Source organism: Halosolutus amylolyticus (assembly GCF_023566055.1).
In the GTDB taxonomy this organism is placed as follows: Archaea; Halobacteriota; Halobacteria; order Halobacteriales; family Natrialbaceae; genus Halosolutus; species Halosolutus amylolyticus.
This window is the reverse complement of record NZ_JALIQP010000007.1, coordinates 220,344-232,709: the sequence shown is the minus strand read 5'-3', so window position 1 is coordinate 232,709 and position 12,366 is coordinate 220,344. Positions and strand designations below refer to the sequence as shown.

11 protein-coding genes are annotated in these 12,366 nt (G+C 59.8%); 7 read left to right on the top strand and 4 right to left on the bottom strand.

Annotation, left to right across the window (positions count from 1 at the left end; translation table 11 throughout):
- From MUN73_RS21505 to MUN73_RS21495, 3 genes are all read left to right on the top strand, one after another.
- Window positions 1-374: electron transfer flavoprotein subunit beta/FixA family protein (locus MUN73_RS21505; RefSeq protein WP_425492745.1), on the top strand; the 374-nt coding region annotated here is incomplete at its 5' end.
- Window positions 371-1,324, top strand: coding sequence for an electron transfer flavoprotein subunit alpha/FixB family protein (locus MUN73_RS21500; protein ID WP_250142561.1), 954 nt, complete (start codon window positions 371-373; stop codon window positions 1,322-1,324). The genes MUN73_RS21505 and MUN73_RS21500, both read left to right, overlap by 4 nt.
- A gap of 1,180 nt (window positions 1,325-2,504) precedes the next feature.
- On the top strand, window positions 2,505-4,103 hold the full coding sequence (locus MUN73_RS21495; protein ID WP_250142560.1) for an N-acyl-D-amino-acid deacylase family protein: 1,599 nt from the start codon (window positions 2,505-2,507) through the stop codon (window positions 4,101-4,103).
- Window positions 4,104-4,716: 613 nt separating this feature from the next.
- Here the strand turns inward: MUN73_RS21495 and MUN73_RS21490 are convergent.
- Window positions 4,717-5,436, bottom strand: coding sequence for an NAD(P)H-dependent amine dehydrogenase family protein (locus tag MUN73_RS21490; RefSeq protein WP_250142559.1), 720 nt, complete (start codon window positions 5,434-5,436; stop codon window positions 4,717-4,719).
- A 48-nt stretch (window positions 5,437-5,484) separates the two neighbouring features.
- Here MUN73_RS21490 and MUN73_RS21485 point away from each other — a divergent pair, with 48 nt between their 5' ends.
- The gene (locus MUN73_RS21485; RefSeq protein ID WP_250142558.1) at window positions 5,485-5,739 is read left to right on the top strand and encodes a hypothetical protein; all 255 of its coding nucleotides are present in this window, start codon (window positions 5,485-5,487) and stop codon (window positions 5,737-5,739) included.
- Window positions 5,740-5,949: 210 nt separating this feature from the next.
- Window positions 5,950-6,312: a DsrE family protein gene (locus tag MUN73_RS21480; protein ID WP_250142557.1), complete on the top strand. Its 363-nt coding sequence runs from the start codon at window positions 5,950-5,952 to the stop codon at window positions 6,310-6,312.
- A gap of 60 nt (window positions 6,313-6,372) precedes the next feature.
- On the opposite strand, the gene MUN73_RS21475 is transcribed toward MUN73_RS21480, so the two are convergent.
- Together MUN73_RS21475 and hutU are read right to left on the bottom strand one after the other, a co-directional pair.
- The gene (locus tag MUN73_RS21475) at window positions 6,373-7,746 is read right to left on the bottom strand and encodes a dihydroorotase (RefSeq protein ID WP_250142556.1); all 1,374 of its coding nucleotides are present in this window, start codon (window positions 7,744-7,746) and stop codon (window positions 6,373-6,375) included.
- A 5-nt stretch (window positions 7,747-7,751) separates the two neighbouring features.
- Window positions 7,752-9,542, bottom strand: a complete 1,791-nt coding sequence (gene hutU, locus MUN73_RS21470; protein WP_250142555.1) for a urocanate hydratase — start codon at window positions 9,540-9,542, stop codon at window positions 7,752-7,754.
- 220 nt (window positions 9,543-9,762) lie between these two features.
- Here hutU and MUN73_RS21465 point away from each other — a divergent pair, with 220 nt between their 5' ends.
- Complete coding sequence (locus tag MUN73_RS21465) at window positions 9,763-10,422, top strand: helix-turn-helix domain-containing protein (protein WP_250142554.1); 660 nt, start codon at window positions 9,763-9,765, stop codon at window positions 10,420-10,422.
- 5 nt (window positions 10,423-10,427) lie between these two features.
- Here the strand turns inward: MUN73_RS21465 and MUN73_RS21460 are convergent, their stop codons facing one another.
- Window positions 10,428-11,000: a carboxymuconolactone decarboxylase family protein gene (locus tag MUN73_RS21460; protein WP_250142553.1), complete on the bottom strand. Its 573-nt coding sequence runs from the start codon at window positions 10,998-11,000 to the stop codon at window positions 10,428-10,430.
- A gap of 322 nt (window positions 11,001-11,322) precedes the next feature.
- On the opposite strand from MUN73_RS21460, the gene MUN73_RS21455 reads away from it, so the two are divergent.
- Window positions 11,323-12,315, top strand: a complete 993-nt coding sequence (locus tag MUN73_RS21455; protein WP_250142552.1) for a YeiH family protein — start codon at window positions 11,323-11,325, stop codon at window positions 12,313-12,315.
- The last annotated feature ends 51 nt before the right edge of the window (window positions 12,316-12,366 follow it).

Sequence of the window (12,366 nt, the reverse complement as noted above, 5' to 3'; positions counted from 1 at the left end):
TCGAGTGGGGTGCGGTCGTCAACCACCTGGAACACGATTTCGACGACGACACCGCTTCGGTCCGCCGCGAACTCGAAGGCGGCGTCGAGGAACTCACCGAGATCGAACTCCCCGCCGTGCTGACGATTCAGACGGGGATCAACGAGCCGCGCTACGCCAGCCTGCGCGGCATCCGTCAGGCACAGCGCAAGGAACTCGACGTCCAGAGCCTCGCCGACCTCGGCGTCGACGAGAGCGCGATCGAGTCCGAACTCGAACTGACGGCCATGTACGAACCCGAGAGCGAGAGCGACGTCACCGTCTGGAAGGGCAGTGCGGAGGACACGGCGGCGGAGCTCGGTGAACTGCTCCGCGAGAAGGGGGTGGCACCATGACGGACGTCCTCGCAGTTACGGACCACCGCCGCGGCGACCTGCGCGACGTCAGCTACGAGATTATCACCGCCGGTCGCCAGCTCGCCGACGAAACGGGCGCCGACCTCCACCTCGCCGTCATCAGCGGCACCGTCGACGAGTTCGCCGACAAACTCGATCGCGAGGGCGTCGACGTCATCCACACCGTCGACGTGGGCGAGGAGTTCAACCACAACGTCTACACGCAGGTCGTCACCCAGCTGTACGACGACCTCGCCCCGCAGTACGTTCTCACGCCCAACAGCGTCAACGGGCTTGACTACGCACCGGCCGTCGCCAACCGCCTCGGCCTGCCGATCGTCACCGACACCGTCGACCTCGATACCGACGGCGAGACGCTGATCGCCACCCGCGAGATGTACGGTGGCAAGGTCGAGACGACGACCGAACTCGCCGACAACGCCGTCGTCACCATCCGCAGTGCCGAGTGGCCCGCCGCGGAGGGCACCGGTGACGCCGCGATCGGGGCTTTCGACGCCGAGATCGACGAGAGTCAGCAGGGCTCGACCGTCACCGGCTTCGAGGAAGTCGGCGGCGGCGACGTCGACATCAGCGAGGCCGACGTGCTCGTCTCCGTCGGTCGTGGCATCGAAGAGGAAGAGAACCTGGAGATCATCGAGGACCTCGCCGACGCGCTCGACGCGACGGTCTCGTCCTCGCGCCCGATCGTCGACAACGGCTGGCTCCCCAAGAACCGCCAGGTCGGCCAGTCCGGGAAGGTCGTCACGCCCGACGTCTACATCGCGATCGGCATCTCGGGAGCGGTCCAGCACGTCGCCGGCATGAAGGGCTCCGACACGATCGTCGCGATCAACACGGACCCCAACGCGCCGATCATGGACATCGCCGACTACGCGATCCACGACGACCTCTTCGACGTCGTCCCCGCGCTCACCGAAGAGTTCCAGTAACTCATATAAAAATCAATTTAAATATTAATTTGAATAAAATTCAACTCTAAACAAGAAACACTAGCCAAATAATTTTTCATTCACGAGAATACAGTCTCGGTGTAATCTCAAACAGGTCTGTTTAAGATGATAAAGACTGTAAAACGCTGATCGACGAAAGTTCCTTGATAATATCGTATTTGGAGCCACAAGGACAGTAAGTTCGGCGTAGTAATCGGAGTTCAGCAACAGTAAGACCACGTAGAATTTGTTTTTAGTGAGATCTGTTCTCTCCATTTAGTTCATTTATTTAATCAAAAATTAGATGAGAGTTCTGAAATGATAGAGGACGCCTGCAAAGAGGCACCAATACAGTAATAGATCCGGAATGAACACGAACTCTCTACAAGTACTGTCTAGTTTAACACTTCCCGGAGCAGATACCACGCGAGTTGATGGAGTTGAATATCCAGCTTCAACTGCACGAATTATCATTTTCAGAAATTGTGTCTATCTTAGAGAATATATCCTGGAGAGTACTGGCGTCGAACGAGTACGGTCGACCATTCACAGCTAGGTGCAGAAAGATGATCTACGGCCGACAGACGGCAGACAGTTCGATCACGTCACACTCGACGAAACGGTGATCTACCCCGATGATCAGCGTTACTGGCTGTACACAGCCGTCGATCGAAAAACAAACGAATTTCTCCATTAGACTCTATCCAATGCGAAACGAAGGATCCATCTCGATCTTTTTTTCTGAACTCATTGAGAAACACGGCGTCACCAACGCCGTGTTTCTCGTTGATTTAGCCCCGTGGCTCAAAGCCATACTCAATCGACACAGCCTTCGATACGAGATACCTAGAAATCGGAACGTTACTGAACATATTTCTGAATAGATGAAAGGCTGTATCTACCAGTTTGAGTATTGTTTCGGAATCGCTGAACCAAAAACCGCTGAAACATGGTTGCAGAATTACGCAGACTGCTGGAACAAGCTAATCTGAACACCACCTCCTAAATAACTGATAACACGGTCGAAACACACCGATTCGCAGGAGGTCGATGAGTTGAGCGAGTGTCGACCCCTCGGGACAATCTTCCAATGTAATCTCGTTTAGCGGACTCGGGAATTTGAACACTGGCCCCGTACGGAGGGTGATGGTTTTTTAATGATGTCTCTGTACGACACTCCATGACATTCGACTTACTCCTCACCAACGCCCGAATAGTCGACGGTACCGGTGCGCCTTGGTTTCGTGGGGCCGTCGGCGTTGCGGACGGACGCATCGACACGGTTAGTCGACAACCCAATCCAGACCTCGCCGCCGAGGAGTGCCTCGACGTCGACGGCGACGTGGTCTGTCCAGGGTTTATCGACACGCACTCCCATTCCGACCTGCAGTTGTTCGAGGATCCGCTCCTTGAACCGAAGCTTCGGCAGGGGATCACGACCGAGATCCTCGGACAGGATGGGTTCTCAGTCGCGCCTATCCCTGACAAGGAGGCCGCGGCACAGTGGGCCGACAAGCTCAGCGGACTTGACGGGCGGGTCGATCGTGAGTGGACGTGGGGCGGCGTCGGCGACTACCTCGACGCAGCTGAGGAGAGCGGAGTCGCGCCGAACGTCGGCACGCTTGTCGGTCACGGCGCGGTCCGCTTCGCGGTGATGGGGATGGACGACCGTGCACCGACCGACGACGAACTGGACGAGATGGTCGATGTCGTCTCCGAGTCACTCGAAGCCGGCGCGTTCGGATTCTCAACTGCGTTGGTCATTACTCCCTGTTCTTACGCCAACACCGCTGAAATCCGGTCCTTAGCGAGTCAGTTGAAACCTTATGGACGCCCGTTCGTCGCGCACATCCGCAGCGAACGCGGAGACATCTGGGAGGCGCTCGACGAGTTTGTCGATATCGGGGCGGACGCCGACGTCCCGGTCCACCTCTCGCACGCTAAGCTCGGCGGCCCGCCACAGCACGGCAAGGCCGACCGGATGAGACAGCTGTTCGATGCCGCCCGTGAGCGAGGTGTCGACTTCACTGCCGACCAGTATCCCTACACCGCCAGCAGCACACTGCTGTCGTATGTCCTCCCACCGTGGGTCCACGCGGGCGGCACCGAGCAGACACTGGAGTACCTCCGCGACGAGGAGGCCCGCAAGCGTATTCAGCGTGACGTTGAGGAATTTCGGATCGACGGCTGGGACAACCCCGGTGCCTACTCCGGATGGGAGAACGTCGTCGTAACAAACGTCCAGTCTGAGGCCAACGCGGACTGCGAGGGGGAGAACATCGCCGCGATCGCCCGCGAGCGCGACACCGAACCTATCCTCGCGGTCTGCGACCTACTGGCTGAGGAAGAACTTGGCGTGAGCATCCTCAACCATTTCATCGACGAGGATGATGTCCAGAAAATCCTCGCAGACCCGCGTGTGAACGTCATCACCGACGGGCTGTTCGGCGGCAAGCCTCACCCGCGCGTCTATGGGGCGTTCCCGAAGGTTCTCGGCACCTATGCCCGTGACGAAAATGTGCTCAATCTGGTGGAAGCGATCCGCAAGATGACATCCCAGCCGGCGCGAGCGATGGGGCTCCAGCGGAAGGGGATCGTTCGCCCTGGCATGGACGCCGACCTCGTCGTCTTCGACCCGGAGGCCGTCGAGTCGCCGGCGACCTACGAGCGTCCGAAGCAACACCCGAAGGGGATCTACCACGTCCTTGTCAACGGCGAGTTCGCGGTGAGAGACGGGGAGACAACCGGTGCGATGCCCGGTGAAGTGCTACGTGCTTAAATCCGGTTTGATTGAACGATTCTGAGGCCCTATATAATACCTCGAAAGAGCCGCGTTTAGACGCGAGAGTTCGTGCGAACGAGCGCCGATAGTGGTGAAGTAGCTGATCGGTATCGGAAAATGAATTCGTGTTTGAAAACACCGTTCGGACGATTCCGATGATCCAGCCGTTCTACCCCGGCATATACACCTTCAGCGTCTCGAGTCTCGACCAGGATTCTCACCGAGTTTCCGAATGTGGCACTCTAAACCCTGCTGAGACATGCTCTCGCTAGCGTCTAAACAAGCCCCCTCGAAAGGTAACGGAGATAGACTGCGGTGTTCCTACAAGCCATCGTTTTTCAGGTCCTGGACAGTCTGAAACGACTGCTACATATCGATGCATATCCCTCGATATATGGAACAATCTCGACATTTACGAAAACAGTCGATGTCAATGGTAACTCGGGGGCGATAGTGACTGTATTTCGTCAATCTTGCCGTCTCGCACTCGGCTCTTGATCGTAGTCAGGGAAGAGTAACGCGATATTGACGAGCCGATCGGTACCTACAGAAATACTTCCAACGAATCAGGGCTCGTCTTGTTTCCGTGCCACGGTGAACTTGGAACCGCTCAGTTGCGAACGAAAGACGGCATCGCGACATCAGCCATCGTCGCCAGTCCGGCGTCAGCCTCGTGGACCCGCGGCGCAACGTTGGTGACGACGGCCGAGGTCGAGACGTCGCCGTGGAACCCGCCGTCGACGGTGATCGTGACGTCCGGGTCACCTTCGAAGTCGACGACGTCTCTCGGTTCGTCAGCTCCGACGTACATCTGGAGGTCGAGCGTGACGACGTCCTCGTCGTCGACTTGTCCGTATGCGATCTGTCTGACTCCTGCGACATCCCCTTCCTCGGCGACCACGTGGTCGGTCTCGATGTGTTCGTCGGCGATCACCGGTTCGATCTCCTCGTCGATCGAGTCAAGTTCCCACCCCAGCGCATCGGCCAGCATAGCGACGGACTCGGTGCTTCCGACGTGGCCCGCACCGGTGGCGATTTCAGTTTTGAACGTCTCGACGTCGATGCCCGCACCAACTTTCTCCTGGAGGGGCCCACGCCGCACGCTCGCGTCTTGGATCCGCTTGACGTGGACCGACTCGACCTCGGCCATCGGCGTTGAGCAGACCACTGGGAACGCGTCCATCACAAAGCCGGGGTTGATGCCGGCCCCGAGGCAGGTAACTCCGTTCTCTCTTGCCGCTGCGTCGAGTTCCTTCGCGACGCCCGGGTTGCTCCAGTGTGGATATGTGAGTTCCTCGGTTGTCGAGACTACGTTTGCGCCGGACGCCATTGCGGTCTCGAGCTGGGGCGCTGCGCGTTCAACCGACGAGACCGTCGAGTGGAAGACGACGTCAGGCTCAGACGCGAGTGCCTCCTCAGGATCCTCGACGACCTCGACGCCGATTGGCCCGCCAAGACCGGCGACGTCTCCGAGGTCTTCGCCGACCTTCTCCGGATCCACATCGATCGCGCCGGTGAACTCAACGCCGCGCTCGCGCGCCGCACGGACAATTCTACTGCCTATCGGTCCGACTCCGTACTGTACCGCCGTGAGTGCGTTCGTGCTCATGGTTGGACTGTGGTCTGGGAGTGAGTGCGAACCGCCGTCGTCACCGGTATCTCGCTGACCGGATCGATATGGCGCTCCGCCGTTACGTGCGACCTGTTCGCACGACTCTCTCAACGACAACGTTGGCTGTTAGCGAGGGTATCGATACCGGCTCCACGTGCAGGGTGGTTTAAGTACCGTCTTGACCCTCCAACGTGGCAAAAGTATTTGGGAACCTGCGTCCGTCTATTTCTCATGTTTGTTGTCACTACGATCGGTCCGGAGAACACGACCAAGACGGTCGAACCGTTCATGGTCGGTATCGGCGTGAAGGAACGGGGCAACGAGACGGACCTATTCCTGATGCAGGAAGCCGCCTACCTCGGAAGCGACCAGCACGTCGACCTCTCGACGCTATCGGCTCCCGGAATGCCGACGGTTGAAGAAGCACTCGAAGAACTACTCGACGCCGGTAGCCTCGGTGAATGTATCGTCTGCGAGCCCTGTGCGATCGCTCGAAATATCGGCGAAGACGACCTCCGTGAGTGGGCGACGTTTGGTGGGCCTGAGGACCTCGCGCGGTTGGCCGAGGAGAACGAAACGACGATGACATTCTGAGTCCGGGAGCGGTCGTCAGACCCCTTCGATAGGACTCAGATTGCCGGCACCACGTACGATTCAGATCGGACGGTCGATGTGTGTACCGAACCCTGGTTCGGCGACGACCTCTCCGTTCTCGTAGGCGACCTCGCCACGCACGATCGTGTGAGTAGGCCAGCCTGTCACGTCCCTGTCGGTATACATCGAGTAGTCCGCGGCACTCTGGAGCAGTTCGGGCGTGACGGTTCTAGTCTCGTTGAGGTCAACGATGACGAGGTCGGCATCGGTCCCCGGACGCAGCGACCCCTTCTTCGGGTAGAGGTCCCAGGCCTTTGCCACGTTAGTGCTCGTCACTGCAGCGGCCCGCTCAATCGAGATGCGGTCCTCGTTGACGCCTTCCGAGAGGATAAGCGGCAGGAGCGTCGCGCTGGAGGGGGATCCCCACATGGAGTCCCATATGTCTTCCCCGACCTTCTCTGTGAAGCGATTGGCGATATGGTCGGTTCCGACGCAGTCGATGGTTCCATCGGCGAGACGTTCCCAGAGGACTTCGCGGTCCTTGGCGGAGCGAACTGGTGGGTTGATCTTCATTCGCTCGTCGCACTCCTCGGCAGTCAGCGTAAGGTAGTGCGTGCACGTCTCGCCGGTCACCTCGTAGCCCATCTCGTGGAGTTCGGCCAACTCGTCGGCGGTCTCTCGCGCACTGATGTGGACGACATAGAACTGGTCGTCGTAGCCGTGATGACGGGCGAGGTTCGCTCCCGAGACCATGCTCTGTGCCTCGGCGTAGCCCGGGAACTTCTCGACTAACGCACCGTAGTCGTCTCGCTCGGACCGCTTCACTTCCTCGGTCAGGCGGGCGGTGATCTCTGAGTTCTCTGAGTGGTACGCTAGCGTCGTCGGGGCGTTCAGATCGGCGAGTTCGCGGATGAATGCGTCGGCGACGTCGTCTAACAGGTTGCGCTCTAATCCGAACATCTCTGCGACGTCGAGCTTGTAGTTCATGTACCATTTGAACGATGTGATTCCAAGTTCCTCGACAATCGCAGGTACCTCTGCGGTGTGGTCGTGCGAGAGTAGTCCGAGCGTGAAGAAGTAGTCGTGACGGTAGTTGGCCTCGCTTGCCGAGAATTGCTCGTCCATTCCCTCGATATATGAGCCGCCGTGGCGGTAGATGTTCCCAATGGTGGTCACGCCTCCGACGAGCCCCGATCGGGACTCCGTGCGTGCGTCGTCGGCGAGGTCCCGGAACAGACCGTGGTGTGTGTGGGGATCAATAACCCCTGGTAGGACGTACCGGTCACTTGCATCGATAACGCGCTCGCTCTTGAGTGTGCCTGAAGACGCGACGGCGGCGATCCGATCGCCTGTGACGCCGATGTCTCCTTTGAAGACGCCATGCTCTGGGTCGACGACCGTCCCGTTCGCGACGACGAGATCGTAGTCAGTCATGTTGATCACTCCGTCTCGTAGTCCAGCGGTCCGGTCTCGCGCATCGGGACATGGACATCCGACTCGCGGGCCTCCTCGATCGCCTCCTCGTAGCCCGCGTCGGCGTGGCGTAACACGGCTGTCGAGGGATCGGCGTCAAGCACGGTTCGGGCCTTCTCGGCGGCAAGATCGGAACCGTCGAGCACGACGTGATTGTTTGAACTCGTCGCCAACCCGAACGACCCTGCGCTACCGTGGACACTGACGATGTCAGCGCCAGCTGCGCAGTTAGTTAGTGCGTTGAGGATCGGCCAGTCTGCCACCGCATCCGAGCCATCCTTCATGTCCTCGGTGGCCCGCGTCGGGCTCGCGACGCTGCCGCCGTCGAGTTGGTCGCGGGTGACGACGACTGGTGCGGAGAGTTCGCCCTTCCCGACGAGTTCGTTGACTCGCAGGGCAAAGCGGGCGCGCTCGCTGAGCGGTTCGTCAGATTTGTCGTCCTCTGCGCGCTGGCCTAACCAGCAGATCCGCGCGGGAAGGCCCTGGAACTCGACCTGTTCCTGGGCGAGGTCGATCCAGCGGTGGAGCGACTCGTCGTCAGGGAACATTTCTCGGACAAGCTCATCTGTGCGGTAGATGTCTTCTTCCTTGCCAGAAAGTGCCACCCACCTGAAGGGCCCCTTCCCGCGGCAGAAAAGCGGACGAACGTATGCGGGGACGAAGCCGGGGAAGTCGAAGGGATCGCGCTCGTCGGCAGGGGTGCCCGAGAGTGGCCACGGCTCGTCGCCGTCGCGGTGGTCCGCGACCTGCCCTCGAATATTGTTTCCGTATGCGAATGCGACGGTGCCTCGGTCCTGCAGTTCGATGATGGCGTCGACGTGACGCTCCATCGTGTCGAGGGCCTCCTCGACGTAGCGGTCGGGGTCCTCCTCGCGGAACTGGTCGGCCTCTTCGGTCGTATACCCGAGCGGGTAGTAGCCATTGAGCTCATCATGGGCGGTCGTCATATCAGTAAGCACGTCCGGGAAGATCCCGCGGTCAAGCATCGATTCGAGCATCTTGACCGCATTGACGGGCACGGCGACAGAGTAGGGCTTACCGCGCTCGGCGTGCTCGCGGGCACGCTCGATAGCCTCGTCGAGGTTATCGGCCTTCTCCTGGCAGTAGCCCGTTTCAATGCGGCGGTCGATGCGCTCCTCGCTGACCTCCGCGACGATACAGACGCCCTGGTTCATCGTTACCGCCAGCGGCTGGTTCCCGCCCATCCCACCGAGGCCGGCCGTGGCGACTATCTTGCCGCGCAACCCCTCAATCTCAGGGAAGTGCTGCCGACCGACCTCCGCAAGCGTCTCGTAGGTGCCCTGCAGGACACCCTGCGTGCCAATGTATCCCCACGAACCCGCGGTGTAGTTAGCCATCATCATCAGTCCCTTCTCGTCTAGATCGCGGAAATGCTCCCAGGTGTCGTACTTGCTGACCAGGTTCGTGTTCGCGATCAGTACTCGTGGCGCGCGTTCGTGCGTCTGAAGTCTGCCCACCGGTTTGCCGGACTGTACGAGCAGGGTCTGGTCGTCGGCGAGCGACCGGAGTTCCTCGACGATGGTCTCGTAGGCGTCCCACGAGCGGGCCGCCTGTCCGATCCCACCGTAGACGACGAGATTTTCGGGATCTTCGGCGACGTCGGGATCAAGGTTGTTGTTGAGCATGCGGAGGGCAGCCTCCTGGCGCCAGCCCTCGCACTCGATGTCGGTCCCCGTCCGCGCGCCCTGATACTCCTCCCAGACTGGACTCGGCCCCGTGGACGATCCGTCCGTCATTGTTCGGTCACTCGTTGCTGTTGGCGGTCGTTCTGGCGGTTCGGCGATCGCGGTTCGAACGGCGTCGGCCCTACTCGGTTCTCGACTCCCGTCGAACGTATTCTCTCTTTCTGAGTGATAGACATTCGCATAGTGATTATCGATTCCGCCCTGACACCCGAGAACGCTGCTCCCCCACACGGAGGGGATTTTATTTATCAGCGGTCGATACACCAACAGTATGTACGAGGTTACGTTCCGTGTTGAGGGGGACGACGCTTATTCTGCCCCAACGCGAGAGACGGGGGCAACGATCGAACTCTGGTGCAACGACCATTGCGACCTCCTGCACGTCTCGGACGGCGACGGCGGTGCGGCCGACGCCGTTCGCTCGCACGTCGCCGACCTCGTCGGCATCAGAGACGAGGTTCGGAACGACAGTGAACTGATACTCGTCACGGCCGATTGCCTCCGAAAGCACGAGTACGACAATATCAAGCAGGACGTCGTGGCGCATGACTGTCTGCTTCTGCAACCGATCCGGTACAAGCGCGGTGAGAAGTTCTGTCGCGTCCTCTCGCTAACTGCGGAGAACCTCGCTGACCTCTACGAGACGCTTCGCGAGCAGTCCACTGTGAGCGTCGAGTCGAAACGTGAGATCGAGACGGTCTCCCAGGATCGACCGCTGATGACGCTTGAGACGGTGCTAACACCGCTGTCGACTCGTCAGCGAGAGGCAGTCGTGATTGCTTGCGAACGGGGATACTACTCAATTCCCCGCGAAACCACGACACAGGCACTCGCGGAGGAACTCGGTGTCGACCGGCGGACCTACGAGGAGTTCCTCCGCCGAGCGGAGCAGAAACTCGTAGAGTCGATGGTTGAGTACATGTATCACTGACTAGTTCATTCTTCGTAGGGGAGGTACGATGGCGGTTGTTCCCCCTTGTCGCCGAGACGAACGTCGAGTGCGTGAGTGAGTGTTACCGCGGTGTCGGCCGCGTTGATCAACATGAGGAACTCGACAATCGCCTCGTCGTCGAATCCAATCTCGCGCAGGTGCTCGTAATGTTCTGACGTGAGATCGGTAGGATCCTCAATAATACGCCGGGTAAATTTGACGAGGAATCGGTCTCGGTCGTTAAGTTCGTCGTACTCGCTTCGTATAATTGCCGCAACAGTTTCAGGGTCTGTGCCGTAGTCCTCGACGAGATAGCGACCGTGGGTCGAAGCGGGGTAGACACAGTCAGTTAGGGTCGCGACAGTGAAGTACGCCAGCTCCTTGTCACGCTGATCAACGATACCTTCAGTCATGAGCGCACGGAAGTACGCGACGCGCTCCTCGAAAATCGACGGCGCATTTGCGAGCACCTCATAGAACAGATGGCGGTCCTCCTCGTCGGCGTAAGCCGAGTGGTCGATAGACGATCGAACCTCCTCGGGTGCGTCTCCGAGTCTAACATAGTCGACGTGGGGCATCGTATAGGCGGTCCCGCGCCTGGTACATACGCTTTCCGCCGCCGTTGATCTGGGGTATCCGTCCGTACTCAAACCCAGATGATCCCGTGATCAGGCCTCGATACTTAAACCCGACAGCATACGGTTGGGCGAGTGCTTTGGGTCTTTCCGTACCATGTTTGGCTGAAGTATGATTCCAGGACCGACCGCGACTATGGCGTCTGCCGGGCGAGCGGCTGTCGCGAAGGGAGCAGACATGTGGTCCGACCTCGACCGCGGGTGGCGAGCAACGTTGCTCGGCCTGCTACTCGTCATCGGCCACGCTGCGTCCATACTCCTGTAGATGGCCAAACGCCAGTCCGTCCTTCCGGGTCTCGCGCTGCTCGCAGCGGTCGCCATCGCTGCTTCAGCTATTGCTGCGGCAGTTCCGCGTATCGACTCCCTCATCCTCGCGATCGCAATCGGAGCGATCCTCGGAAACGCCGTCGGCGTACCAGCGTGGGCAGGTAGCGGGATCCAGACCTACAGCGTCGTTCTTGAGACGGCGATCGTGCTTCTCGGTGCCAGGATCGCGCTCGATCAGATCGCGACAGCTGGACCGGTCGTCGTCGCTCTAGTGGTTGGCGTCATCGCCTTCGGCGTCCTGTTCGTCGAACTCCTCTCGCGACGGGTCTTTGATCTGTCGCCAACGAGCGGATCGCTACTCGCGGCAGGATCGAGTGTCTGCGGCGTCTCTGCGGTCGTCGCGGTCGGAAGTAGCATCCGTGCCAACGAGGATCAACTGGCTTACGCCGCGGCAACTGTACTACTGTTCGATGCCGTCACGCTGTTCGCGTTTCCACTGGCCGGGAGCCTATTGGACCTCGGACCGCGCACGTTTGGCGTCTGGGCTGGACTGAGCATGTTTAGTACCGGTCCAGTGGCCGCGGCCGGCTTCGCCCACTCGGGAGTGGCCGGCGAGTGGGCAACGATTACGAAACTCGTTCGCAACTCGTTTATCGGCGTGCTTGCGGTGGGCTACGCTGCTATTTATCTCCGATCCTCGGCGGACGACTCCGTCGTCAATCTCCGGCAACTCTGGACGTCATTCCCGAAGTTTCTCGTCGGTTTCCTGCTGGTCGCCACCGTCGCGAACTCGGGTGTGCTGCCGGCGGGATCGATCGAATCTATCTCCACCACCGCCGACTGGCTGTTCCTCGTCGCCTTCGCCGGACTGGGGTTCGACGTTCGGCTCTCGAAGATGCGTGACGCAGGTGCCCGCCCTGCGCTCGTCGTCTTGGTGTATCTGGTGACGGTGAGTGTGCTTGCCCTCGTCGCGGTCACGATGCTCCTCTAACCCTTCCGCACATGTACAGAACGGAGAACCAACCAAACGACTACACGACCC